This is a genomic window from Candidatus Marsarchaeota archaeon, from assembly GCA_023473665.1.
Taxonomy (GTDB): Archaea; Micrarchaeota; Micrarchaeia; order Micrarchaeales; family Micrarchaeaceae; genus JAMCYM01.
The window spans coordinates 43,329-66,796 of sequence record JAMCYM010000001.1; the positions used below are offsets into that span (position 1 = coordinate 43,329).

28 protein-coding genes and 2 tRNA genes are annotated in these 23,468 nt (G+C 48.9%); 17 read left to right on the top strand and 13 right to left on the bottom strand.

Features of this window, described 5'->3' with window-relative positions:
• Window positions 1-3 precede the first annotated feature (3 nt).
• From M1158_00250 to M1158_00260, 3 genes are all read right to left on the bottom strand, one after another.
• Window positions 4-717 carry a glycosyltransferase gene (locus tag M1158_00250; protein ID MCL5099546.1) on the bottom strand — a complete coding sequence of 238 codons (714 nt, stop codon included), beginning with the start codon at window positions 715-717 and terminating at the stop codon, window positions 4-6.
• Window positions 718-784: 67 nt separating this feature from the next.
• On the bottom strand, window positions 785-1,849 hold the full coding sequence (gene fni / locus M1158_00255; protein ID MCL5099547.1) for a type 2 isopentenyl-diphosphate Delta-isomerase: 1,065 nt from the start codon (window positions 1,847-1,849) through the stop codon (window positions 785-787).
• A 4-nt stretch (window positions 1,850-1,853) separates the two neighbouring features.
• The gene (locus M1158_00260; protein ID MCL5099548.1) at window positions 1,854-2,303 is read right to left on the bottom strand and encodes a hypothetical protein; all 450 of its coding nucleotides are present in this window, start codon (window positions 2,301-2,303) and stop codon (window positions 1,854-1,856) included.
• A 171-nt stretch (window positions 2,304-2,474) separates the two neighbouring features.
• Here M1158_00260 and M1158_00265 point away from each other — a divergent pair, with 171 nt between their 5' ends.
• Both M1158_00265 and M1158_00270 read left to right on the top strand, forming a co-directional pair.
• Entirely contained in the window at window positions 2,475-3,242 is a 768-nt protein-coding gene (locus M1158_00265; GenBank protein MCL5099549.1) for an isopentenyl phosphate kinase, read from the top strand.
• Window positions 3,236-3,994 (top strand): class I SAM-dependent methyltransferase, encoded by a 759-nt coding sequence (locus tag M1158_00270; GenBank protein ID MCL5099550.1) that lies wholly within the window; start codon window positions 3,236-3,238, stop codon window positions 3,992-3,994. Before M1158_00265 ends, M1158_00270 begins: the two co-directional genes overlap by 7 nt.
• A gap of 22 nt (window positions 3,995-4,016) precedes the next feature.
• On the opposite strand, the gene M1158_00275 is transcribed toward M1158_00270, so the two are convergent.
• Complete coding sequence (locus tag M1158_00275; protein MCL5099551.1) at window positions 4,017-5,057, bottom strand: hypothetical protein; 1,041 nt, start codon at window positions 5,055-5,057, stop codon at window positions 4,017-4,019.
• A gap of 92 nt (window positions 5,058-5,149) precedes the next feature.
• Window positions 5,150-5,347 (bottom strand): hypothetical protein, encoded by a 198-nt coding sequence (locus M1158_00280; protein MCL5099552.1) that lies wholly within the window; start codon window positions 5,345-5,347, stop codon window positions 5,150-5,152.
• A 79-nt stretch (window positions 5,348-5,426) separates the two neighbouring features.
• Here M1158_00280 and M1158_00285 point away from each other — a divergent pair, with 79 nt between their 5' ends.
• The 7 genes from M1158_00285 (at window position 5,427) to M1158_00315 (ending at window position 10,357) form a co-directional block, all read left to right on the top strand.
• The gene (locus tag M1158_00285) at window positions 5,427-6,482 is read left to right on the top strand and encodes a pyridoxal-phosphate dependent enzyme (protein ID MCL5099553.1); all 1,056 of its coding nucleotides are present in this window, start codon (window positions 5,427-5,429) and stop codon (window positions 6,480-6,482) included.
• Between the two features lie 11 nt (window positions 6,483-6,493).
• Complete coding sequence (locus M1158_00290; GenBank protein ID MCL5099554.1) at window positions 6,494-7,057, top strand: hypothetical protein; 564 nt, start codon at window positions 6,494-6,496, stop codon at window positions 7,055-7,057.
• Between the two features lie 33 nt (window positions 7,058-7,090).
• Window positions 7,091-7,684 carry an HAD family phosphatase gene (locus tag M1158_00295; protein MCL5099555.1) on the top strand — a complete coding sequence of 198 codons (594 nt, stop codon included), beginning with the start codon at window positions 7,091-7,093 and terminating at the stop codon, window positions 7,682-7,684.
• Complete coding sequence (locus M1158_00300; GenBank protein ID MCL5099556.1) at window positions 7,684-8,550, top strand: proline dehydrogenase family protein; 867 nt, start codon at window positions 7,684-7,686, stop codon at window positions 8,548-8,550. Before M1158_00295 ends, M1158_00300 begins: the two co-directional genes overlap by 1 nt.
• A 96-nt stretch (window positions 8,551-8,646) precedes the next feature.
• Window positions 8,647-8,719, top strand: a tRNA-Gln gene (locus M1158_00305).
• 33 nt (window positions 8,720-8,752) lie between these two features.
• Window positions 8,753-9,634, top strand: a complete 882-nt coding sequence (locus M1158_00310) for an EamA family transporter (protein ID MCL5099557.1) — start codon at window positions 8,753-8,755, stop codon at window positions 9,632-9,634.
• Between the two features lie 9 nt (window positions 9,635-9,643).
• The gene (locus tag M1158_00315) at window positions 9,644-10,357 is read left to right on the top strand and encodes an alanyl-tRNA editing protein (GenBank protein MCL5099558.1); all 714 of its coding nucleotides are present in this window, start codon (window positions 9,644-9,646) and stop codon (window positions 10,355-10,357) included.
• On the opposite strand, the gene M1158_00320 is transcribed toward M1158_00315, so the two are convergent.
• The 6 genes from M1158_00320 to sufB are packed head-to-tail and all read right to left on the bottom strand — an operon-like array spanning window position 10,358 to window position 15,839.
• Window positions 10,358-10,762 carry an iron-sulfur cluster assembly scaffold protein gene (locus M1158_00320; GenBank protein MCL5099559.1) on the bottom strand — a complete coding sequence of 135 codons (405 nt, stop codon included), beginning with the start codon at window positions 10,760-10,762 and terminating at the stop codon, window positions 10,358-10,360.
• A 9-nt stretch (window positions 10,763-10,771) separates the two neighbouring features.
• Window positions 10,772-12,046: a cysteine desulfurase gene (locus M1158_00325; protein ID MCL5099560.1), complete on the bottom strand. Its 1,275-nt coding sequence runs from the start codon at window positions 12,044-12,046 to the stop codon at window positions 10,772-10,774.
• A complete protein-coding gene (sufC, locus tag M1158_00330) occupies window positions 12,039-12,803 on the bottom strand; it encodes a Fe-S cluster assembly ATPase SufC (protein MCL5099561.1) in 765 nt (254 codons plus the stop codon). The genes M1158_00325 and sufC overlap by 8 nt, the downstream gene beginning before the upstream one ends.
• A 31-nt stretch (window positions 12,804-12,834) precedes the next feature.
• Entirely contained in the window at window positions 12,835-13,146 is a 312-nt protein-coding gene (locus tag M1158_00335) for a helix-turn-helix domain-containing protein (protein ID MCL5099562.1), read from the bottom strand.
• Window positions 13,147-13,150: 4 nt separating this feature from the next.
• Entirely contained in the window at window positions 13,151-14,413 is a 1,263-nt protein-coding gene (locus M1158_00340; protein ID MCL5099563.1) for a SufD family Fe-S cluster assembly protein, read from the bottom strand.
• Between the two features lie 10 nt (window positions 14,414-14,423).
• Window positions 14,424-15,839, bottom strand: coding sequence for a Fe-S cluster assembly protein SufB (sufB, locus tag M1158_00345; GenBank protein ID MCL5099564.1), 1,416 nt, complete (start codon window positions 15,837-15,839; stop codon window positions 14,424-14,426).
• A 223-nt stretch (window positions 15,840-16,062) separates the two neighbouring features.
• On the opposite strand from sufB, the gene M1158_00350 reads away from it, so the two are divergent.
• Both M1158_00350 and M1158_00355 read left to right on the top strand, forming a co-directional pair.
• Entirely contained in the window at window positions 16,063-17,688 is a 1,626-nt protein-coding gene (locus M1158_00350) for an aldehyde dehydrogenase family protein (protein ID MCL5099565.1), read from the top strand.
• A gap of 9 nt (window positions 17,689-17,697) precedes the next feature.
• On the top strand, window positions 17,698-18,108 hold the full coding sequence (locus tag M1158_00355) for a DUF192 domain-containing protein (GenBank protein MCL5099566.1): 411 nt from the start codon (window positions 17,698-17,700) through the stop codon (window positions 18,106-18,108).
• A gap of 85 nt (window positions 18,109-18,193) precedes the next feature.
• Here the strand turns inward: M1158_00355 and M1158_00360 are convergent, their stop codons facing one another.
• Window positions 18,194-18,490, bottom strand: a complete 297-nt coding sequence (locus M1158_00360; GenBank protein ID MCL5099567.1) for a hypothetical protein — start codon at window positions 18,488-18,490, stop codon at window positions 18,194-18,196.
• 173 nt (window positions 18,491-18,663) lie between these two features.
• Between M1158_00360 and M1158_00365 the strand changes: the two genes are divergently transcribed.
• The 3 genes from M1158_00365 (at window position 18,664) to M1158_00375 (ending at window position 19,980) form a co-directional block, all read left to right on the top strand.
• The gene (locus M1158_00365) at window positions 18,664-19,446 is read left to right on the top strand and encodes a PAC2 family protein (protein ID MCL5099568.1); all 783 of its coding nucleotides are present in this window, start codon (window positions 18,664-18,666) and stop codon (window positions 19,444-19,446) included.
• Window positions 19,447-19,452: 6 nt separating this feature from the next.
• Window positions 19,453-19,559: transfer RNA gene (locus M1158_00370), tRNA-Leu, on the top strand.
• Window positions 19,560-19,584: 25 nt separating this feature from the next.
• Entirely contained in the window at window positions 19,585-19,980 is a 396-nt protein-coding gene (locus M1158_00375; protein ID MCL5099569.1) for a cytidine deaminase, read from the top strand.
• Window positions 19,981-20,008: 28 nt separating this feature from the next.
• Here M1158_00375 and M1158_00380 read toward each other — a convergent pair whose 3' ends face one another.
• Window positions 20,009-20,749 (bottom strand): hypothetical protein, encoded by a 741-nt coding sequence (locus M1158_00380; protein ID MCL5099570.1) that lies wholly within the window; start codon window positions 20,747-20,749, stop codon window positions 20,009-20,011.
• Between the two features lie 99 nt (window positions 20,750-20,848).
• Between M1158_00380 and M1158_00385 the strand changes: the two genes are divergently transcribed.
• From M1158_00385 to M1158_00395, 3 genes are all read left to right on the top strand, one after another.
• Window positions 20,849-21,280, top strand: coding sequence for a hypothetical protein (locus tag M1158_00385; GenBank protein ID MCL5099571.1), 432 nt, complete (start codon window positions 20,849-20,851; stop codon window positions 21,278-21,280).
• 22 nt (window positions 21,281-21,302) lie between these two features.
• Window positions 21,303-21,929: a hypothetical protein gene (locus M1158_00390; GenBank protein ID MCL5099572.1), complete on the top strand. Its 627-nt coding sequence runs from the start codon at window positions 21,303-21,305 to the stop codon at window positions 21,927-21,929.
• Window positions 21,930-22,015: 86 nt separating this feature from the next.
• The gene (locus M1158_00395) at window positions 22,016-23,461 is read left to right on the top strand and encodes a dehydrogenase (protein ID MCL5099573.1); all 1,446 of its coding nucleotides are present in this window, start codon (window positions 22,016-22,018) and stop codon (window positions 23,459-23,461) included.
• Window positions 23,462-23,468 lie beyond the last annotated feature (7 nt).

Here is a 23,468-nt window from a genome sequence, read left to right on the forward strand (position 1 = left end):
GGATTAAGTCAAAAAGGACTTTACCAGATACGCTCCATGGATGAGTTTCGCCTTTGAAGCACCACGTTTTCTGTCACTGAAGACATATGGTATCTCATGTATCGTGCGCCTGCCGTCCATCGACTTTAGGAGGTCAAACAGAATCTTGAATCCTCTGCCTACGAACCCCTTCCTGTATGAGCTGTATACCTCTGAAAAGAAATGGCGCCTGACTCCAAAGAAGCCGGACATTACGTCGCGCGGATGCGGCTTCATACGGATCAAAAGCACAGCTCTTCCTATCACAGTCATGATCTTTGAGATAACTACCCTACTCATAGACCAATTCCTCACCGATGTCCTTGTGCATATGACAAGGTCGTTGCCATCTCGCAAGCTCTTCATGACAGGACGTATGAGTTGGTAGGGGTGCTGTCCATCCGCATCCATGACTACGACAAAGTCGGTTTTGGCCGCAATTATACCATCTACAACGCTGGCGGTGAGCCCCCTCTCCCTATGTAGCGCCTTCCTATCAATAAATCTGATTTCTGTTCTTTTATGGGAGAGCTCGCGCATCTCCCTAACTGTCCCATCTGTTGAACCATCATCAACCACAATTACCTTAGCTCCAATAAATGAATCCAATATGTTTTTTATCAGCTTGCCGACACTGCCAGCCTCGTTCATAGTCGGCAGTACAACGGTAAGATCCGAATAGGCTGATTTTACGAGCATGTGATAGCCTTCTGGTCTTAATCAGCAGAAGCCATCTGAGAAGCGACGAAAGTGGCTACTCATATTGTCAAGCGAGGTTCTTTATTGTGAGTTCTCTCTGCTCCGCAAGCTTTGCCAGCGGCCCATTCAGCCTTATCTTGGCCTTCCTAAGCTCGTCTATGGAGCTGAAGCCCAGCTGCGCCATGCTGTCTCTAAGCCCTTCCGCTATGCTGCTTATGAATCTGTAAACTTCATCTGCTCCTCCTTTGTTCTGGCTGACTAATGCCGGTTTCGCTATGCCGCACATGTCAGCCCCTAGCGCCACCGACTTGAGCACATCGCTAGCGCTCCTTATTCCTCCGCTGGCCCACACATGGCCGGAGAAGACAGACTTCACCTCTAGCACCGACAGCGCTGTTGGTATTCCCCAATCCCAGAAAGCCTTCCCGTAAGCGCCTTTGCTTCTGTAGGTCTCAACGCCTATCCATGTGGTGCCACCGGCACCCTGCACATCAATGCCGTATATCTTCCCTTCAAACCTCTTCGCGACTTCCTTTGATATGCCATTGCCCACCTCCTTGAGCAGCGTAGGCTGTCTGACTGATTTAGCGACTTCGCAGATTCTCTCATATGCACCTTTGAAGTCAACGTTGCCCTCAGGCTGTACACTCTCTTGGCCTGGATTGGTGTGAATGGCGAGCATGTCTGCCTTTACATCATCGAGCATTTCCTGTATCCTGTCATCAGTATATTTTCGTAGTTTCTCGGCACCAATATTGCCGATAAGTATCAAGTCGGCGAATTTCTTAACTTCATATGTGAATTTTAAGTTTGGGTCTTCAAGCATCGCCCTCTGGCTGCCGAGCCCCATGGGTATGCCTGCCCTGGACGCTCCAATTGCTATGTTCTTGTTTATTTCCAGCGTAGCTGCAGGGCCGCCTGTCATGCCAGAGATGAATAGTGGCGCTGATATTCTCTTGCCGATAAGCTCCATCGATGTATCTACATCATCAATATTGATGCGCTTTCCTTTCGGAATGACCTCAATATACTCCAGCATGGTTGTCTTGTTACGGTATTGGGTGTCCTTGTTGAGCACTATGTCTATGTGTTCTACCTTCCTTTTTTGGGTCTCAATTGGCTCGTCAGGCAATGGATCACCTCGTTACGTATATGGGTGCCTTCTTCAGATGCTCTATGTCGTTTGAGTTTGTCAGGAACATTGCAATTCTAAGCTGCTTTATATACAATTGCAGCTCTCCAAGTTGCTCCGCGCTTATGAACGGGATGCCCCCCATTCTAATGACCTTCGCGGCCTCGATTCCATCCCCTACCTTTTCCTCATGCATCCTGCCAAAATCAACGTCATTGGGCTTTCCGTCGATGTACAACGCAATCTTGCTGCCGTTACGCGTCATTAACGAAATATCTGGATTGGCTGAGGAAAGTGCAAGCGCCTCCTCTGGCGTTTTGGCTAGTACCAAAATTGGCACCTTGAGTGTTGTTTCTGGAGAACCAAAACGCATCGTCACATCTATTTCATCTAACGCGAGGTCTGGGAGCGCGTTGTGCACGAAGCTTATATCGTTTGGACCCAACTTATCCAAAGAAATCAACTCATACAATGATTGTGTTTTTAATATAAAAATATACGCTACTATTGCAAAGTGGCCAATAGACGAACATGAAGCTAAATATTTTAAGGCCGCGGTTATAAACCTCCTGATTCAGGTGACATTCTGAACAAAAAGCTCTATCTGCTGAAAATAGGAGGCAGCTTGATAGCAGGCCAGAAAAATCAAAGTGAGATACACAAGCGCGAAATAAGAAGAATACTGAAAGAGATTGATGATGCGAGACAAATTGCCGGATTTAATATTGTAATAGGGCACGGATCCGGCGCCCCTGGTCATGTGCCTTCTCAGAAATACAATGTTGGTGACGGATTCAAGAGCGAACGTGCTAGATATGGCAGTATGTATACAGAGCGCGCATGTAGCAGGCTCGACGATGTTGTGGTGCAGGCTGCTATTGATTTAGGCATGCCTGTTTTTCCGTTCCAACCGCATTCATTTAGCACAACAATAAATAGCGCTGTATCTGACCTGTACACAAAACCGATAGAGATTGCTTTGAGAAACGGCACTGTCCCAATAATCTACGGCGATGTGCTTATGGATTACACGCAGGGATTTTCTGACATATCAACCGAAAAGCTGTTGGCGGCGCTTGCGCGTCGGCTCCATCCGGAAAAAATTATATTCTGCACCGATGTGGACGGCGTGTTTGACGCCAACCCTAAACTTGAAAAAAGTGCCAAGCTTATACGTAAAGTAAATAGGCATACAATAAACGACGTCATATCAAAAGCAGGGCCGTCACTAAAAATTGATGTTACCGGCGGGATGAAGACAAAAGTGGCGTTGCTGTATGAAGCGGTGAAAGGCACAAGAACAAGCGGTTATATAATAAATGGAAAGAAGAAGGGCGCAATTTATAAGTTGCTTGTTGGCATGAAAGTAAGGAATACAATGGTTACATGGTAATCAAAGGGGAACAGCTGCTATACCAGCGGTATGCAGAATATTACGACAATGTTTATTACTGGAAGGAATACAAAAAAGACGTATCAGTAATAAAAGGCATAATCCACAAATACAAAAAATCATCCGGAAATGAGCTACTGGAAGTTGGTTGCGGTACCGGCAACTATCTGAAATATATAAGCAAGGATTTCTCATGCACTGGCATCGACATAAGCGCTAACATGCTTCGGATAGCCAGACAAAAGCTCAAAGGCGTAAAGTTGCTAAGATCCGACATGACCAAGATGCACCTTGGCAAGAAGTTTGACGTAGTCCTCTGCCTCTGGGGCGTTATTTCATATGCAAAGAGCTATGACGCGCTTGAATCGACGATAAATAATTTCTCAGAGCATCTTAAGACAGGGGGCGTGCTTATAGCTGATCCGTGGTACACGACATCCACGGATGGGTTAAGAACAAAAAGTTATTATACCGAAGGCATGCCGTACATGACCACATATGACAGCCCTAGGTTAAAGATAGCCAGGATTCGTATTCCAATTAACGTTGGTAATCGCCAGATAATGGACATACACACGCTGGTGGCAAAAATTGGCGACAAGAAAGTGGGGTATTCAATAGATAGATACGATATAGGCCTGTTTGACATACGCAGAGTAATAGGCATCATGAGAAAGGCAGGCATAGACGCTAAGTTTCTGAAGAATTCTATAGGCAATGGCGCATATGTTGGTATAAAGTCTAAAGCCTAATACGCGCCAGCATTTTGTCGCTCTAGAGCGATTTCATAAGCCCCCACTCTATATCTTCCTTGGCATCGTCCGGTATCCCATTAAGCCATTCATATATGGGATCATCGAGTACCGATTGCTTTGCGATATCTACTGCTTTTTGTCTGATTTGCATGTCAGAGTTGCTTGCCCGTGTTTCCCTAGTGCTAAGCACATCTATAATGATTACAGGAGCTTCTGCCCTAACGCGTATGTAACCTTTATGTTGTAGATTTTCATTCTCGTACTGTTCTATTAGTTTTTTAGCCCTATCAAGTGCGGCTGTCAACTGGTCTTTGCTCGGTCTATACTCGTAACCATGAAAGTAGCTCTCAATATTGGCTGCTAGTCCCGAATCCTTGCTCCGCCTGCGCAGTCGTTCAAGGTCGGCAATGTACTTAGGAACCGTGTAGGTATCATCAAAAACGGAAAAACTTTCCGGTATGTTTGCAGCGTTATTCATATCGTATAGGGCCAGCACAGCAACCTTTCCAGCATTTGCCATTTTACCTTCCGACGGTCTCTTCCATTCCTCACGCACAAATACGCCGGTATATACGGAAATGAAACCTGCAGTCTCGCCAAGCCTTTTTTCTATGCGATTAGCGCGCAAATCCGCACTATTGACAAATAACCCCTCATATATTTCCTCTGCCATCGACTCTGCATTAGATGCAGTGCAAATATCTCCTGCAGGGTGCAGGTGTATGAATGCTATTGCGTTGCTCCCTTCGCTACCTTTATTTTTTATTGTGCGCAGCTGTTCCAAAACATCTGTCTCTTCATACTTAATTGCCTCTGGCAACCTCGTAAGCCTCTCCTGCGGAACGTACTTTGTGAATTTCAGCATATCGTTTGAATAGACCTTGCCGATCAAAAAGCCTGCAGTTTCATAATGACTATCCATATCGCGCTCAACACTGGCCAGTGCAGATTCAGCAATACGTACCTTTGCCGAGTCGTTTACCCTGTAAAAAAATTCAGTGTCACCTAAAATCTTTCTGTCGTATTCCGTCTTCTTTACGAGCTTTGATACGCTTTTCATGGTTGCAACTCAATATACTATGATATTTATGTTTGCTTCACTAATCTGCTTATGTCGTAGTTCCAGTATTTTGGATACTAGAATAGATTAATCTACTTCTTTACCTTTATCGAGATTCCGCCTTCCCTCGAAGCGACGTAGTTGAGATGGTTGACGTAGCAGGTATAAGCATCTTTGTTGCCTCTCGCCATTTCCCTCTTGTATATCTTGCAGAGGTAACAATCGTGAACGCGTTTTTTAGGCTCTCCATTCTCATCGAAAATCTGCAGTATAACCTCGTTCTGTTTCATAAAGTCACTCCGCAGCTTCGCAGATTATGTTAATTAGGTTTATTTAATATTTAAAGATTTGTTTTACCGATCTATATGCATGGAATACCATCTTGAATGCAATGCCTGTAATGCGAGGTACAGCAGGCGGCATCCTTACCAGGTGTGCCCTGCCTGCGGATCTGTACTGGAAGTGGTGTATGAGGGCAGGCCTACACTAGGTAGGTTGAGCAACGAGTTCTGGGACTATGAATCAGTGCTTCCAGAAGGCGAATACAGGCATTACGATTTGGGTGGCACCCGCCTATTGAAGGCCCACGACCCTCGCCTGATGCTCAAGCTAGAGCTAGAGAACCCCACGCGGTCGTTCAAGGACAGGGGTTCGGTTGTAGAGATAGCGAAGGCCCATGAATACGGATTCAGCGAAGTGGCGTGTGCATCTACGGGTAACATGGCATACTCAATCTCGTACTATGCTAAGCTTGTCGGCCTTACTGCGAAGATATACATAAGCAACAACGCCAACAGAGACAAGATAAACGACATAAGGAAAGTAGGCGATGCAGACATAGAGCGGGTAAACGGTGACTTCACCAAAGCCCAGCATCTGGCCGAACGGTACGCGCACAGGAATGGGGCGTTCCTGACTGGAGATTACTGCTACAGGAAGGAAGGACAACGCACTCTAGCCTATGAAATAATGGCCCAGGCGCCCAGAGTCACGCATGTCATAGTGCCTGTTGGCAACGCGACTCTCCTGAGCGGCATCCTTAAGGCAATACGGGAGATGAAGTTCGCTAAGCTTATACGTAATGCGCCTACTGTAGTTGCTGTGCAGGCGGTGCGAACAGATCCATTTGTGAAGGCTTTCAAATCAGGCAAGCGCATCAGGTACGTGAAGCCTTCTACCAAGGCAGACGCCATAGCCGTTGGTTATCCAACATTCGGCGATTCTGCATCAGCTGAGCTTAGGAATCAGCATGGAACGGTACTTGCAGTGACTGACGCTGAGATGAGAACCGAACAGAAAAGGCTACTTGATGAATACGGGCTTGTAGCCGAGCTTGCCGGAGTTGCGAGCATAGCTGCATGGCGCAAGCTGCGCCTTGATCCAAATAGCCCTGCAGTGGCAGTGGTAAGCGGTGGAAACGTATAACAGGTTAGCGCATGGAGAAAGAAAATGATAGAATTCCTGCATGGATACTGTGCAGCGATCTGCTCATAAAGCTTAAGAACGAGCTTGCCAACGAGGCCATAGCAGTGCTTGAGGGCGAGATTAAGGCAGGCCGCATAAGCATAGGCGGCTCAGTGATAACGCAGCCAGATGAACAGAGCGACGGGGAGAACAAGCTTTTCGTTGTCAATAACCTCATAAACGATCGCGTGGCCATGCATGAGAAGTACGATTTCTTAATAGCAGAGTTTGAGTCCAATCCATCAAAGTTCGATGGCAAGACTGCCGAGCGCATGGAAGGCCTGAAGAAGTTCGTGCTGGCAGTGGACGAGATGCGTATGCTAATGGCCTATAGCCAGATGATGGACAGGTGGGCCGAAGAGACTACACATCATGTCAGGGAAAATAGCATATCTGAGATAATTAGGGCCACTATGCAAGATGATGCCGGAAGGCGCGAGGCATTGCGTTTTGTGCTCTCATTAAAAAGCTTCATCAAGGAAAGCATACTTTCTGAACAGGAAAGGCAGGAACTTGCGCAAGCAATAAGTAGTTAGCCACACATTCTGAGTGTAAATGCCGGCGAGCCTTTGTATAAACTCATAATATTTGATCTTGGAGGGGTCATCATAGACTATTCAGAGTTAGAGTACTACGCGTATCTCGGTTCCAAATATAACATATCCATAGGAAGGGTAAAAAGGATAATGGCTCCTCTTGCTGAGAAACTCGAGGCCTCTAGCATAACGCAGAAAGCCTTGGAGCGCGAGGCATCCACTGCATTTGGCATACCCTACTGTGATTTGGAGTGGTCTGCTGCATTTGAACGTCTTACTAGCACCAATCTCCAAGTGAAGAAACTAGTTCAGAGACTCCGGAGAAAATATCGCGTCGTGTTGTTATCAAACATAAGCAGGAGCAGATACATAGTCGCTTCGACAAAGTACTTTAGACCCTCAATGTTTGATAAGGTCTTTGCGTCCTATGCCCTTCAAATGCGAAAGCCAGAGGCAAGGGCATTCAGGTACGTGCTAAGGAAAATGCACGTGAAAGCCTCGGAGGCGCTATTCATAGACAATCAGTCCGACAACATAGCAGGAGCCAGGAAAGTCGGCATCCGCAGCATACTCTTTACCAATTACAAAACACTCGAAACTGCGCTCAGGCGCATGAACGCGATTTGATGAGTCTATCCCTAGTAATCAGCTCTGCTGCTGAGAAGCTGTTTGCAGGAAGGTGGATTGCAGGAATAGGTATACCAGATGCACTGGCGGCGTCCGCGAACATCGCGAGGCATGGCATAAGGCCTATCATCAATTACCTTGGAGAAGATTACACAGAAATGCAATCCGTGGAGCGCTCAATAGGCACATATTCGAAGCTTATGAACGCGCTAGTTTCGTCTAGCATACATGCTGATATATCGGTAAAGCTCACACAGCTCGGGCTTCTTATAAATAAAGACGTAGCCATCAATAACTACGCTAGGATTGCAGCCATGGCGCGCAGGCATCGCCTGTTTACGTGGCTGGATATGGAGGGAGCAGAGCATGTCGCAGATGCGATAGAGGCATACCTGTCTAATCTGGGTCATGGGGGCACAGGCATATGCATACAGTCTAACCTGAAAAGAAGCGAGAAAGACATTTCAACCATTTTGAAGAAAGGAGGCATAGTGCGCCTTGTGAAGGGCGCATATTCGGTAAGCAAAAACAAAGGATATATATCGCACGATGACGTTACAGGCAACTATCTCAAGCTTATGAGAATGCTGTTCAGAGGCACGGATGAATTTACTATAGCCACGCACGATGACCGGTTGATAAGTGAGGCCAGGCGTTTGAATGTCAATGAAAAGAGGCACGTCACTTATGCCATGCTGAGAGGCATACGCAACAAGCTAATCATTGAGCTTGCAGAAGATGGCGAGTCAACGGCACTCTATGTGCCATTCGGCGAGGAATGGGTGCCATACGCATACAGAAGGCTTAAAGAAGCTGGGCATGTCAAGTTATTGTTTAGATCATTGCTTGAGCGGCAAGGTGTATGAATGGAGGCCGAACAGAAGAATGCGAACGAGATAAGTGCGTACGCCGTGACATAGCAGCAATTTATTGTTAACTTCGCAAAATCCTACTGGTCTCTCAGCCCCGTCGTCTAGCGGCCAAGGACCGCGGGCTTTGGACCCGCGTACATCGGTTCGAATCCGGTCGGGGCTACATATGCATAACTAATGCGATACAGGGAACCCGATGACACTAACATGGTACTACCTAGTAATAATCTCTGCCGCGCTTATGAGCACAGCGACTCTAGTCGAGAAATTTGCGCTGAAGAATGAGCACGCCTCAGTGTACAGCAGCGACGCAACCCTCCTGATTGCCGTGGCATCGCTGTTGCTTATCCCGTTTGCTAACTTTCATATCACTGCGAAGGAGCTGCTGGTCATGTATCTGCTGAGTCTCACCTCAACTACGACTTATCTTCTGACAGCCAGGACGTACAAGCATGGGGACGTATCGGCTGCCAGCCCAATTCTTAGCACCCTTCCATCTGTTTTTACCGTGCTTCTGGCATTCATCTTCCTAGGCGAAAGCCTCAGGGTGAGCCAGTATATATTCATAATCGTACTTGTCGCCCTTACTTACCTTCTGCTTTTCAGGAATGGCAGGAACGGCATCAAGTACTTCGAACGCATGCGCTACATTAACTATCTTATCATAACCTCGCTGCTCATGGCAGTAGGCGCCATACTTATGAAGTACGTGCTTGACCTGGGAGTCAGCATATTCACGCTGTTCGTCGTGCTTGGGCTGTCGATAGCGTTCAATATGGCGGTATACATGACATTCAAGTACGGCGGCGTAAGGGAGATGACTAAAAATCTCATGAAGCATCCTGCACCGCTTACTACCATAGCGGTGCTAACGCTGTTTTATAGGCTCACTTATTATGCTGCTGCATCTGTTGCTTTCATAAGCATTGTCTCGCCACTGAGGCAGGGCGCAACCGTAGCCATAACCGTTATGTTAGGTGCCATAATATTCAAGGAGCACGATTTGGTGCGCAAGATGGCCTTGGCAGTCATGATGGTTGTATGTATATATTTCGTGATAAATCCATTGATCTTATGAGATGCTGAAATGACTGAAAAGATATACCAAACCGACTCATATGCTAAGGAAGCCGATGCAGCGGTTACGGCTGTTAACGGAAACGAGGTAGAGCTCGACAAGACAATCTTTTATCCGACCGGCGGCGGCCAGCCATGCGATACTGGCACGCTGGCGGTCAACAGCAAGGCTATTGCAGTTACAGAAGTAAAAAAGGACGGCGACCGCATTGTGCATTTTGTAGATGACGCATCCAGTCTTTCGGAAGGGACTGCAGTACACTGCGCAATCGATTGGGGCAGGCGCTACATACACATGCGGCTTCACACCGCCCTCCATATAATAGACGGGGTAGTTGAAAAGAGGTACTCAGGCAAAATAACCGGCGGCCAGATATACGAGGATAGGGCGCGGATGGACTTCGATGTTCCCGGTCTTGACAAGACGAAGTCGCAAAGCATCATCGATGATGCACAGAGCATTGTAGAAGAAGACCATCCAGTCACTGTAAGGTTTATGACAAGAGCTGAGGCCTCAAAGATTCAAGGTTTGGCAAGGACAGCGCCTGGAGAAGAATTACTCGAAAAGCTAGATCAGATCCGCATTATAGACATAGAGGGCTTCGATTTCCAGCTAGACGGCGGCACCCATGTGGCGCACACAAAAGAGGTCGGCAAGATTAAAATCATAAAATACGAAAACAAAGGGGCCCACAACAAAAGAATAGAGATAGCACTTGAGTAATCAAAGGCTCTTGGTTTCAGCATCGATGGTCTTGTGCTCATACGCGAATACTGCACCCTTCAGCGCCTTGAGCGCTATCGTTGCGCATTTCGCCCGTGCGGGGCCCGGATCTATGCCGAGTAGGCCTACAACAGTATTGAATCCCATCTTCTCGACTTCGGCCAGTGTCTTTCCCTTCACTAAATCCGTAAGCATGCTGGCGGCGCCGATGCTTATCGCACATCCCTTGCCGTCAAACTTGACATCAGCGATCCTCTTGCCCTTTACACTTATGTATATAGTTATGTCGTCTCCGCATACTGGATTGTATTCGTGCAGTTCTGCATCTGCTCCATCAAGCTTGCCTTTGTTGTGCGGATGCTCATAATTGGATATGAGCTCTTCTGCGTACAAGTCCATAGGCATAAGTTCGCCTCAAGCAACTCTGAAAATCTTCTTGACCTTTGCTATTGCGTCAACGGCCTTGTCTACTTCAGCCTTTGTGTTGTAGATGTAAAAGCTCATTCTTGCCACGGCTGCTTCATTGAGTATATTGGCTACAAGTGGCATCGCGCAGTGATGACCTGCGCGTATCGCTATTCCTTCGCTGTCGAATATGCTTGCGACATCGTGCGGATGCACCTTATCTACCTCAAACGATATCACGCCACCCCTGCTCTTGATCTGCGACCGGCCAAGCCCAAATACTGACACGTTCCTAACGCTTTCCAGCCTGCTGAGCGCATACTCCGTAAGCTCGATCTCGTGCCTCCTTACGTTTTCCATGCCAAGCCTATTTAGATAATCAAGTGCAGCAGACAGCCCTATGCCTCCCTCTATGTTCGAGGTACCTGCCTCAAACTTCCATGGCAGGTCGTTCGGCGTATAGTCTTGGAAACTGACAGTGCGTATCATGTCGCCCCCTCCAAACAATGGCGGCATATCCTCCAAGAGCTGCCTCTTAGCATACAGCGCCCCTATGCCCGTAGGCGCAAGCATTTTATGTCCGGAAAGCGCGAAGAAATCACAGTCAATGTTCTTTACGTCAACCGGCATATGCGGTGCGGACTGGGCTCCATCCACGAGCACCTTTGCGCCGGCCTTGTGCGCCATGGCGGTTATTCTCTTCACGTCGTTTATAGTGCCAAGCACATTCGAAACGTGGGTTATGGCAACTAGTTTCGGGTGCTTTTCAAGCTGTTCCTTAAGGCTTTCCTCATCAAGCCTGCTGCGCTCCTCATCGAGCTTTATGTAGTCAAGAATAGCGCCGGTCTTCTTTGCCAGCATTATCCATGGGACTATGTTGCTGTGATGCTCCATCTCTGATATAAGTATGTGGTCTCCTCTCCCTATGTTGGAGGCTCCCCATGTAAGTGCCACAAGGTTCATGGCCTCTGTTGTATTCCTCACGTATACAAGCTCCTGGTATGAGTTTGCATTCAAGAATTTTGCTAGCTTCACCTTAGAGCCTGTGTATGCCTCGGTTGCGCGCTCCGAAATCTCGTATATCCCCCTGTGTATGTTCGCGTTGTAGCCTTCATAGTACTCCTTTATGGCGTTTATCACCTGCGCTGGCTTCTGCGAGGTGGCTGCGCTGTCCAGATAGACGAGAGGCTTGCCATGCATCCTAATGCCGAGTATCGGGAAGTCCTTACGTATCTTTTCCACATCAAGCGCCGTCCTAGCTTTGCCATGATTCGATTCAATCATTTTGTTCACTTGCCGTCTGCCCGTTTGAGCGCATCTGCCCGTACCCGCTTGCCTCGAGTTCTCCGACCAGCTCCACGCCGCCTTCCTTGATTATCCGGCCATCGGATATTACATGCACGAACTGGGGCTTCATGTACTTCAGCACCCTGCTGTAGTGCGTTATTACAAGCAGGCCCATACTGTTTTTAGTGGCGAGCTCGTTAATGTTCTCCGCAACTACCTTGACGGCATCTATGTCGAGCCCGGAATCAGGTTCGTCGAGAATCGCGATACCCGGCTTCAGTACAGCCATCTGCAATATCTCTGCCTTCTTCTTCTCGCCCCCAGAGAAGCCCTTGTTAAGCGACCTGCCTATCACGCCATTGTCGATTTTCAGTTTTTCGGAGTAAGCCTTGATGTTCTCCATAAATTCGCGCATATTTACTGTGCCGTCTGTCTTTGATTCAAGGGCCGACCTGAGAAAGTTGACGAAACCAACGCCATCTATCTCAACAGGATTCTGGAATTGGAGGAATAGCCCTAGCTTTGCACGCTTATCCGGGCTTAGTTTCAATATGCTATTCCCATCGATTAAGATGTCGCCTTTCGATATCTCAAGACCAGGGTAGCCCATTATGGCCTTGGCCAGTGTTGTCTTGCCCGAGCCGTTGGGCCCCATAAGCACATGGAACTCACCGCTATTCACTACTAAATTTATCCCGTTCAGTATGGTTTTACCGCCGACACCAACGTGCAGGTCTTTAATCTCCAGTTTCATGGTATCACATCTTCATAGTTGCTTTTTACAGCTATCTAATCATCAGCGAACACGAGAGCGACATGCCCTTAGGGCACATGCTGCAAACTGCCTTTTGTGCCTCGTGTTCATTATGGCTTAGCATATGCCTTGCTATCTTGTCTATGCTACCATGATCGAAAACAATCCCATTGCCTTTCGGTTGCTTGCCATTTACGTACTTGCTTATCTCCGCTTGTGTGACGCCTATGAGCCTGGCTATCTCGACCTGCTTCAGTTTGTACTTCAACGCCATGGTTCGCGCAAGGTTCCCCTTGAGCGCTGGCATAAACTCCCTCAACACAACATCGTAGTTTGCATCCATCGTATCACCTGAGCTTGTGTGCCCCATCGAATTGCGCTTGCTGGCCTTGTGTCTGGCTTGCCCATGCGTCCTTCAGGCTTATCTCCGGAACACCCCCACTTCTTTCCCGCAGCCTGCTAAGTGCTATTGCGGCTGCGATCGACCTTATACGCTGATCATTTATCTTACCAAGCGTCTCCAGCATGAAGCCTCCAACAACTATCTTCTTCGCCTCGTCGCGTTGCACCCCCCTGGCAGATATGTAAAAGATATCGTCCTCGCTTATTGGCGACACAGAGCTAGAGTGTGTGGCCTTGACTTCGCCCTCGTCTATGGACATGTCGGGCATCATCTTTATCTGCGCACCGTTGTCGTATATAAGGCCCCGCTCCTTAAGGTACGAAAGCGACTTTTTCGAGCCATGTAGCACTTTTGCCATCCCCTTGGCAATCACAGACGACGTGTCCATGGCAACGACCTTTGCCTCTGATGTGGCAACTGAGGCCTCGCCCCCATTCAAAAGACCCGTGTACATGTCAAGCTTTTGTGCGCCTACGCCAATTACAACGTCATTTGACTCAACACGAGAATTGCTGCCTATGGCTGCCAATTCGCTGTGCTGCTTGTGAATCGCACCTCCGGCATACAGGCTGTTCATCGCGATAGATGCTCTGTCTTGCGCAGTTGCATTAGCGATTGAAAAGCCTGCAGCGCCGCTTTCCTCTACGTGCAGCACGTTCATCTCAACCGCAGAGCGTTCGTCTCCCTGAATGTTCTGCAGCATGCTTGTCATCACCTCACCTTGCCCGGAAGCGAACACCTCGTTCATGGTGAGTTTTGAGTTGCTGCCGGCTTTGACCGAAAGCAGCAATGGCGCAACTGTTGTACCTGAAATAAAAAGCACACTGAGTGCCACCTCAGCGCCGGATGGCACGTCTAGAATGAATGCTTTCTTAGCAAAGGCTCCTGCAAATGCGCTGAACCTATTATTGTCGTGTATAAGCCCGTTCATATGCTCCAATGCGCCATTTGCATCTGCCCCCTTGAGGGATCCCGAATCGTCAAAAACCAGCTCGTTGTTCAATATTACAGCATCAAACTTCGTTTTCAGTTTTGTGGCTATCTTCGAAGCGAGAGCGCTGTGATCTACCAATTGCTGTTCCTCCGAGAGCAGTTTCGCGTAGCGGTCCAAGTCAAACTCCACCCCATATTTTTTGTAGAGCTCATTCAGCTCATAGGGCTTTGACCTGTAATCGATCGATGCGCCTATGGGCCTTTCTGGGGTCATAAGATCACTATCAGCCTACTGCATTTGTGGTATCTAGCTTTATGAGGCGCTTTAGCTCAAGCGAGTACTCAAGCGGCAGTGCCTTCACGAGCGGGTCTATGAACCCCAAAACTATTGTGGCTATGGCGTCATCCTCCTTCATTCCCCTTGACATAAGGTAAAAAAGCTCGTCCTCACCAAGCCTGCCCACTGCCGCCTCGTGGCTGACGAAGGCGTCGTCAGCGTAAATCTCTTCATATGGGTAAGTATTGGTTCTCGCGCTGTCGTCCAGCAGCAATGCATCGCACTTGACTGCAGCGCTGGAATTAGTCGCCCGCTTATCGACGTGCACAAGCCCCCTGTACGAAGCGACTCCGCTTCCCTTAGACACGCTCTTCGAGATTATCTGCGAGGTCGTGTTCGGGGCCAGATGGTAAACCTTGCCGCCGGAATCCTGCACCTGGTTTTCTCCTGCAACCGCGATGGAAAGAATGTCGCCCTTGCTTCCGCTTCCCTTAAGAAATATGCTAGGATACTTCATGTTGGTTTTGCTCCCTATGTTGGCATCGAGCCATTCCATGTGCGCATTCTCGTACGCATAGGCTCGCTGCGTGACTAGATTATAGACATTCTTGGACCAGTTCTGCACAGTAACGTACCTGACGTGCGCATTCTTGTGTACGACTATCTCGACCACTGCGGAATGCAGCGAAGAGCTGATGTATATCGGAGCTGTGCATCCCTCTATGTAGGTAACGTCAGCGCCTTCATCTGCCACAATGAGCGTGCGCTCGAACTGGCCTGCCTTCTCTGCGTTTATCCTGAAGTAGGCCTGCAGCGGCATAACTACCTTAACGCCTTTCGGCACATAAATGAAGCTACCGCCGCTCCATACTGCTGTGTTGAGCGCTGCGTACTTGTTGTCAGTCGGAGGTATTATTGTCCCGAAGTATTTCTTGACGAGTTCCGGATATTTCTTGACCGCTGTATCTGTATCGGTGAATATGACCCCCTGCTTCTCAAGCTCCTCCTTGACGTGGTGATACACGACCTCAGAATCGTACTGCGCCTCTGCACCAGCAAAGAACTTGCGTTCGGCTTCTGGAACGCCAAGCTTGTCGAACGTCTTCTTTATATCCTCGGGCACGTTCTCCCACGCATCGCTCTTGTTCGCCTTAGGCTTCAGGTAGTAGTATATGTCATCGTAGTCTATCTTGCTGAGGTCGGCGCCCCACGTCGGCACAGGCTTGGATACAAATGTCCTGTAGCCCGCGAGCCTTTTCTCGAGCATCCAGTCCGGCTCTCCCTTGCTCTTCGATATGAACCTTACGGTGCCTTCGCTTAGACCCTTCTGTATCTCAGAATACTCTGTCTTGTCCCGGAAGCCGTAGAGCTTGAGGTACTCATTTTCCTCTTGAACAACATTACTATCCTGCGTTGCGGTCATGTTATCTACTAATTTTATAACCCAGTAATATGGATGGCTTCTCCATAATATTTAAACCTTTATATCACGGCGGAGTAAGCATGTCAAACTTAGGCAGCGTTCTCCTATAATGTCCGGTTGCATGAAAGGAACAGGACGAGAATGTCGGACCTGGTCGCTGCACCTTTAAATTGCTTGCCTGCGTAATATGCTTGCACACATGCTAATTGCGTAGAGTGGTTTAATGGCAGGTACAAAATTCACCAACGAGTTTACCTACAGGCACTTTCTCGAGTCGGGCAAGGAGCAGGAATTCGATGCACTTTTCGAGCAGGCGATGAAGGAAGCCAGGGCTAGCTTCGGTGCGAAGAACCCCATGTACATAGGCGGAAAGGAAGTGCATGCCAGCGAGCTTCTTGAAGAGCGCTCCCCGATAGACCGCAAAATGCTGATAGGCTACTTCCAGAAGGGCACGAGGGAGCACAGCCGCCTTGCGGTTGCAGAGGCCAAGAAGGCTTTTGCCCAATGGAGCTCCACTAACTACAAGGAGCGCATCACCATCTTCAGGAAGGCAGCCGAGCTGTTTGTGAGGGACAAGTTCAAGCTGGCTGCAGTGCTGAGCTATGAGAACGGCAAATCAAGGTACGAATCTGTCGGTGAGGTAGATGAAGCTATAGACTTCCTGCGCTACTACGCTGATGAGCTGGAGCGCAACAAAGGCTACATACGCAAGACCGCAATCCAACAGAGTTCCGGCAAAGTGCAACTTGGCTTCCAAGGGGCGCCATCTGGCAACGAGCGCATAACAATAACAATGGAGCCATACGGTGTATTCGGCGTCATCGCGCCGTTCAACTTCCCGGTGTCGATATCGGTCGGGATGAGCGTCGGGGCAATGATAACCGGCAATACGGTAGTGTTTAAACCATCGTCAACAGACAACATGTCGATGCTGACAGGCCTTCATATCTACAGGCTCATGAAAGAAAGCGGGGTGCCCGATGGTGTCTTCAATTACGTGACCGGTCCAGGCTCAGAGGTAGGTGACGAGCTGGTCTCAAGCAATGACGTTGCCGGAATAGTGTTTACTGGCTCGAAGTCGACTGGGCTCAAGATGATAGCACGCACCTTCAGCGCCGGGAACCAAAAGGCGTTTATAGTCGAGATGGGCGGCAAAAACCCCGCCATAGTGTCAAAATATGCAGACATTGACAAGGCCGTTGACGGGACTGTGAGCGCAGCATTCGGCTTCGCCGGCCAGAAATGCAGTGCCCTCTCCAGAGTGTACGTGCACGAGTCGATAAAGGAGATTTTCATAAGCAAGCTCCTCGAGCGCACAAGGGCCATAAAAGTGGGCGATCCGCTTGCCAAGGAGAACTACATGGGTCCTCTGATCAGCGAAAGCGCCTACAAGCGCTACGTAGAATCCGTAGAGAAGGCGAAGGCATCAGGCCGCATGCTCTATGGCGGGAACCGGGTAGCTACAAGCCTGGACGGCTTCTATGTCGAGCCCGTCATAGTTGAGCTAAGGCACGAGCACGAGCTGGTGCATACCGAGCTCTTTCTGCCGTTCCTGACCATAGAAACATACAATGAGTTCAGGGACGCGCTCAGGATGGCAAATGACGTCGAATACGGCCTCACGGCAGGCCTCTACTCAAAGAACAGGCGTGAAATAAAGGAGTTTGCTGAGGGCATCCAGGCAGGTACTGTCTACATAAACCGCGGCACCAGCGCAACAACGGGCGCCATAGTCGGCATGCACACGTTCGTTGGCTGGAAGGGCAGCGGCCTTACCGGCAAGGGAACGGGCAGCAGGCACTACCTATCACAGTTCATGAGAGAGAAAAGTGTCTCCCTTACCGAATGAGTGGTGTGCATGGGGCTGCTGAGCTTTATACAACGCCGGCAGAGGTACAGGACGGCAAGCATATCGATCGGCGGGGCAAGGCTACGCGCGCTTATAGCCGACACGATGCTGAAGCGCATGATAGGGCTTATGTATATGGATGAGCTAGCGCCAAACAGCTGCATGCTTTTCACTTTTGACTCCGATGGCAAGCCGGGCATATGGATGCGCAACATGCGCTTTCCGATAGACATACTCTGGCTTGATTCACAAAAACGCGTAATCGACATGTTTGAGAACGCAAGGCCATGCCGTGGTCTGACCTGCAAAACGATGTACCCATCTAGGCAAGCAAGGTACGTAGTTGAGACAAATTTAGGGTTTGTAAAGCGTAGAAAATTAAAGATCGGCGCGAAGGCCTCATTCAGAATTAGCAACTAGGCAAAATGCCAAAAAGAAAAGAATGGGGTGCTGCATTGGGCGCAGCACCCAACTTACTGTGCGGTTAAGCAAAGGTCCGTAGGGATTATCTCCTTCTTGCCTTGGCCCTTCTTGCCGGGCTCGCCCTCTTTGCGCTCCTCCTTGAGCTCCTCGAGCCTCTCATCCTTCCCCCACGGTTCATCTTTGTCCTTGCTACATAGCCGCTCTTGTCGATGAAGTATAGGTAGCCATTCTGCCTAGACACGCGCTCCTTTCCTATACGCGCCTTCCTTCCGCGCGCATTGGCTCTCATTGGTGTGCGCCAGACGTAACCGTCCTTGCCTAGGTAATAGAGATAGCCGTCTTCTCTACCTACCCTTTCTCTTCCAATCCTTTCTGCCATCAGATTCACCGATTACTAATACATGGATAAACTTAAATAACTATCGACGTAACTTCGAGGGAAAAACTGCCAAATGCGGTCTCGTTAGGCGTCTATGCATCTTTGGTGTGAATGTTATCTGCCGTGTGCAGCGCATACTTAATAATATCTTTTGCTAATACCTATCGATTCGCATGATAACCATAAAAATATTCGACAAGGTAAACCTGGCTGGATATACTCTTGTAGAAGGATTTCCTGGAATCGGCCTAGTCGGGCCCATGGCAATAAGCTACATGATAGACAAGCTGGGGATGCAGTACTGCGGCTACATAGAGAGCGACGACTTCCCACCATTGGTTTCGATACACGGCGGCAGACCTATGCCCCCTGTCCGCATGTACTACAGCCAGAAGCAGAAAATAGTCACGATTTTCGCCGAGTTCGCAATCCCTCTAAAGATGACTTATGAACTTACCACCGAACTCAACAAGCTGATAAAGGATGCAGGAATGGCAAAGGTAATATCCATAGGCGGCATGCCTTCCGGAACATCGCTGCAGATAGGCGACGATGACGACAAAGACGAAGAAGCCAAACATCAAAAGGAGGATGTTTTCGCGATAACCTCAAGCGCCAAGCTCGAGGGAGACGTCCGCAAGGCGGGCATGACACTGGTGAGCGAGGGTGTCGCCACAGGCGTAAGCGCCATGCTTCTGATTAACGCCGCAAAGACAGACCTGCCTGACGTCACGATACTCGTGCCTGTCGACCAGAACATAGTAGATCCACGCTATGCCGAATTGGCCATACAAGCCATAGACAAAATCGCGGACCTTAATATAGACACAACAGAGCTCGAACGCGAGGCCAAGGAAGTAGAAGCAAAGATAAGGGACATGCTCAAGAAGAGCAAGGAAACGCACGACAGCTACAAGCAGGTTGTGGACTCGAGCGGCCCATCGATGTACGCTTAAGCGAATGCAGGGGTGGCGGAGTCTGGTTTGGCTCTTACTAGCCACGGAAAAACGCGCAGGACTTAAGATCCTGTGGCCTAGCGCCTTCGAGAGTTCGAATCTCTCCCCCTGCACCTCATGCTGATAAGGGGTAATGCAGTGGAAGTGACTGATAACAAATTAATCAAACGGGCAAAACGAGTAGCCAAAGCGCATAAGGCGTCAACAGATGTTAAAACTGGCAGGGTAGGCTGCGCATTAATCACTAATAAAAACCATGTGTATACTGGCGTGAGCATCGAGGCCTCTTGCGGAATAGGGTTCTGCGCCGAGCACAGTGCCATAGCCAGCATGGCGACCAATAGGGAATACAGCATTAAGAGAATCGTGGCCGTTTCAAGCAATGGAACCATATTGCCGCCTTGCGGCAGGTGCAGAGAGTTGATGTATCAGATCAACAACAAAAACTTGGATACTGAAATAGTCATCGGAAAAGGTAAAGCTACAAAACTCAGAGATTTGCTTCCAGAGGTCTGGCAGAAAAGGTTCTACTGAGAAGATTAGGCCCTCCAGAGCATGGAGATTACGGTATTTCTTTCTCGTGCGCCTTTACAAACTTCCATGACTGGCGCAGAAAGTCTGCAAAATCTTTTCTGTTATCGTAGAAATCCTTTAGGTAAGCGAGCAGTGGTCTGCCTTTTATGACACATCCTTGAAACTGTGGATGGGAACCGAAATTAAAGTCCACGACCTTACGTATCCTCTTATCATTCAGGATGATTTGTGGCACCATCTCGCTCAACTTCCATACAAGATATGGGGGATCAAATTCCTTCTCATCAGCCTTGGGGAGCACCTCCTTCCATTTCTCGAAATACAGGAAATGTGAGAGTTCATGCACGCATGTTACTGCCATTCCTATAAATTTAAATTTGTAGAATATGTCGAATCTCCTAGATTTTATGTATCTAGGGCCTACTGGGTCCATTGAAATGTAGGCGTGTATTATTCTGTCTTTTTTTGGCCATTCCTTCTCAATCACTTCCGATAGCGCAAGCATAACCTCATTGTTCAGAGAAGGCCAGTTCCTGTTGAATCTCATTAATGCTCTCTCCATTGCGGGTTTTTGTTTTAAATAAACCCTGCTAAAAAAACCATACGTTATCCTTCTTCGCTCATGTGCCGTGTCTATGCCTTTTAATAGTGTTTCCAGCTCTGGATACCAATGGTTGAAGATGCTTACCCAGCGGCTCCGCAGAGAATATATGGTTGGGAGGTCCATTCTCAACGGTATTATTTTAGCCTTAACGACAGGCAACCCCATGCAATTCACATCTTTGTGTATTGCTACTTATACAGCCCTATTTAAAAGGTGTGGCAGTGCCGCAGAAAGTTTGAAATATTCTAGTTGCTAATACATACCATGGCGAAAATAGTCCTTATCTCATGCTCAAAAAGCAAGCTGGACCACAGGGCGAAAGCCATCGACATGTACACCGGCGCACTCTTCAGGCTGAGCCTCCAGTACGCCAAAACACTTAAGCTCGACAAGCTGTTCATACTGTCGGCCAAGCACCACCTGCTTGACCCGAACAGGGAGATAGAGCCTTACGATTTGTCCCTAAAATTGATGAGCAAAGCCGAAAAGGCGGAATGGGCCAATATCGTGATAGGCCAATTGCGTGAACACGCTGATCTCGAAAACGACACATTCGTAATGCTTGCCGGAAGCGAGTATGCCAAGCCATTGGAAAGCCATGTGCACATAAAGGAATATCCGCTGGCTGGCCTTTCTCTTGGCAACAGGCTCAAAAGATTGAAGGCATTAGCAGCAGAGAGCGATAGGCATGGATAGTACAAACGAACGCTGTGCACTTTTGCACAAACTGTTTAACTCGCTGGAGAGGTTTACATGGCAGTTTGACGCGTCAAAGATACCACTCAATGGTATATACGTGTTCTTCGAGAAGGGTGAGAGAAGCCATGGCTTCGACCGCATAGTGCGGATAGGCACGCACAACGGCCAGAACCAGCTGCGCTCAAGGCTTGCACAACATCTAATAAACGAGAACAAGGACAGGAGCATATTCAGGAAGAACGTCGGCAGGGCAATAATAAGTAAATCTGGCGATATGAAGCTCCTCGAAATGTGGGAGAAGGATCGTACAACAAGAAAGGGCAAGTCCGAGAGCAAGGGCTTTGATATGGACGCGATAACAAAGGTGGAGAATGAGGTATCGGAATACATGCGGAAAAATCTCAGTTTCGTTGTATTTGAGGTCGGTGCCAAAGAGGATAGGCTGGCTTTGGAATCAAAGCTCATATCTACAGTGTCGCTGTGCGATGCATGCAAACCATCGCCTGACTGGCTCGGCAACTTCTCTTCTAAGCAGAAAATACGCGAGAGCGGCCTCTGGCTTGTCAATGAACTGTACAAGAAGCCTATGTCTTACGTCGACATCGAAGAGCTCGGGGCGAGGCTTGGTCTTGCCCCTAAACCGTAGCCTTTACCATATAACACAAAATTTTAAATACCTGCGATAGAAAACTCTACTGTACATTCTGCATATTAGCCACGGTGCGTGTTTTCATGGATAAAAACGAAAGCTATGATGTAATTGTAGCAGGAGCCGGCATGGCCGGATCGCTCGCGGCAGGCATAGCCGCCAAGAAGGGCCTCAGCGTGCTCCTCCTTGACCGAAACGACCGCGATACCGCCGGCAAGAAGAACAACTGGGGATGGACGTGCGGCGACGCTGTAGCGGGGTCGCACATCGACTACATAACTAAAAAGACCGGTATCACGTTCTCGAAGCCGGGCCTCGACCTGAAGGTCGACGGCGTATACGCATTCTCGCCGGACCTCGGCGCAAAGTACATGTTCGACGGTGTCGGCTACACGCTCGACAGGCCAGAGTTCGAGAGGATGCTCCTCGACTTTGCAATCAAGAGCGGCGCGCACTACGTGCATCATTTTGAGGTCGAAGGGCCCGTGATGGAAGGCAGCAAGGTTGCTGGTATATTCGGCAAGGACGAGAAGAAGGAGCACAAGACCTTCAGCTCAAAGCTGGTTATAGATGCATTGGGCGTAGCCACAGTGCTGAGGCGCAGGCTCCCCGAAAACAAGTACATAGAGAAGAACATCGACATAGATGACATAGAGTCAACAGGAAGGTACATCTACGAGTTCGAACTCGACCACGAGGATTTGCGCTACTACGACCCAAAGAATGCGCTGATACACCTGAATCAGGAGATGGCGCCAGGCGGCTATGGTTGGGTGTTCCCAAAGAGCAATGGGAAGATAAACATAGGGTTGGGCGTACAGAAGCGCAGCCTCGAGATGAGGAACCAGAAGCTCGGAAGGAAGGATACTGTGCAATCCCTTATCGACGCTTACGTGAAGTGGAACGTCACGATCAGGAACACTAAGCTGTTCAACAAGGACAATAACGGCAGGGGCATATGGTCGGTCGCGGTCCGCAGGCAGATGGAGAGCCTGGTATACGATGGCTACATGGGAGCAGGCGACAGCATGGCAATGCCCAATCCGATAAGCGCTGGCGGCATAGGCCCGGCGCTCATAGCAGGGGTGCTTGCCGGTGAGAACGCAGTCAGAGCGATAGCCGAGAACGACACGTCCGTCAGCGGGCTTTGGAAGTACAATCTGGACTACAACGAGGCATATGGCCATAAGACCGCCGGCATGGAGGTCTTCAGGATATACATGCAGTCGCTCAATAACGACACGCTCAACTATGGGATACGCACATTCCTGACTGCGAAAGAAGCCTCTGACATAACGCTTGGCGTAATACCGGAGCTCAGCATGACATCGAAGCTCAAGCTGATACTGAAAGGCGCATCGAACATAAGCGCATTCAGGAACCTGATTTATGTGGCAGGCAAGATGAAGGAGCTCAATTCCGTATACAATGAGTACCCGAAGAGCCCTGAGCAGTTCGATGCCTGGAAGCTACGCGTCGAGAAAATAATCAGCGAGGCCAAGGAACGCTTCAAGCCAAATCCGATATGACGTGATA

Bases quoted from the DNA above. Each gene is read 5' to 3' on its own strand.
- M1158_00250 (MCL5099546.1), bottom strand. From the start codon at position 717: ATGCTCGTAAAATCAGCCTATTCGGATCTTACCGTTGTACTGCCGACT.
- M1158_00270 (MCL5099550.1), top strand. From the start codon at position 3,236: ATGGTAATCAAAGGGGAACAGCTGCTATACCAGCGGTATGCAGAATAT.
- M1158_00275 (MCL5099551.1), bottom strand. From the start codon at position 5,057: ATGAAAAGCGTATCAAAGCTCGTAAAGAAGACGGAATACGACAGAAAG.
- M1158_00280 (MCL5099552.1), bottom strand. From the start codon at position 5,347: ATGAAACAGAACGAGGTTATACTGCAGATTTTCGATGAGAATGGAGAG.
- M1158_00285 (MCL5099553.1), top strand. From the start codon at position 5,427: ATGGAATACCATCTTGAATGCAATGCCTGTAATGCGAGGTACAGCAGG.
- M1158_00290 (MCL5099554.1), top strand. From the start codon at position 6,494: ATGGAGAAAGAAAATGATAGAATTCCTGCATGGATACTGTGCAGCGAT.
- M1158_00300 (MCL5099556.1), top strand. From the start codon at position 7,684: ATGAGTCTATCCCTAGTAATCAGCTCTGCTGCTGAGAAGCTGTTTGCA.
- M1158_00310 (MCL5099557.1), top strand. From the start codon at position 8,753: ATGACACTAACATGGTACTACCTAGTAATAATCTCTGCCGCGCTTATG.
- M1158_00315 (MCL5099558.1), top strand. From the start codon at position 9,644: ATGACTGAAAAGATATACCAAACCGACTCATATGCTAAGGAAGCCGAT.
- M1158_00320 (MCL5099559.1), bottom strand. From the start codon at position 10,762: ATGCCTATGGACTTGTACGCAGAAGAGCTCATATCCAATTATGAGCAT.
- M1158_00325 (MCL5099560.1), bottom strand. From the start codon at position 12,046: ATGATTGAATCGAATCATGGCAAAGCTAGGACGGCGCTTGATGTGGAA.
- sufC (MCL5099561.1), bottom strand. From the start codon at position 12,803: ATGAAACTGGAGATTAAAGACCTGCACGTTGGTGTCGGCGGTAAAACC.
- M1158_00335 (MCL5099562.1), bottom strand. From the start codon at position 13,146: ATGGATGCAAACTACGATGTTGTGTTGAGGGAGTTTATGCCAGCGCTC.
- M1158_00340 (MCL5099563.1), bottom strand. From the start codon at position 14,413: ATGACCCCAGAAAGGCCCATAGGCGCATCGATCGATTACAGGTCAAAG.
- sufB (MCL5099564.1), bottom strand. From the start codon at position 15,839: ATGACCGCAACGCAGGATAGTAATGTTGTTCAAGAGGAAAATGAGTAC.
- M1158_00350 (MCL5099565.1), top strand. From the start codon at position 16,063: ATGGCAGGTACAAAATTCACCAACGAGTTTACCTACAGGCACTTTCTC.
- M1158_00355 (MCL5099566.1), top strand. From the start codon at position 17,698: ATGGGGCTGCTGAGCTTTATACAACGCCGGCAGAGGTACAGGACGGCA.
- M1158_00360 (MCL5099567.1), bottom strand. From the start codon at position 18,490: ATGGCAGAAAGGATTGGAAGAGAAAGGGTAGGTAGAGAAGACGGCTAT.
- M1158_00365 (MCL5099568.1), top strand. From the start codon at position 18,664: ATGATAACCATAAAAATATTCGACAAGGTAAACCTGGCTGGATATACT.
- M1158_00380 (MCL5099570.1), bottom strand. From the start codon at position 20,749: ATGGGGTTGCCTGTCGTTAAGGCTAAAATAATACCGTTGAGAATGGAC.
- M1158_00385 (MCL5099571.1), top strand. From the start codon at position 20,849: ATGGCGAAAATAGTCCTTATCTCATGCTCAAAAAGCAAGCTGGACCAC.
- M1158_00395 (MCL5099573.1), top strand. From the start codon at position 22,016: ATGGATAAAAACGAAAGCTATGATGTAATTGTAGCAGGAGCCGGCATG.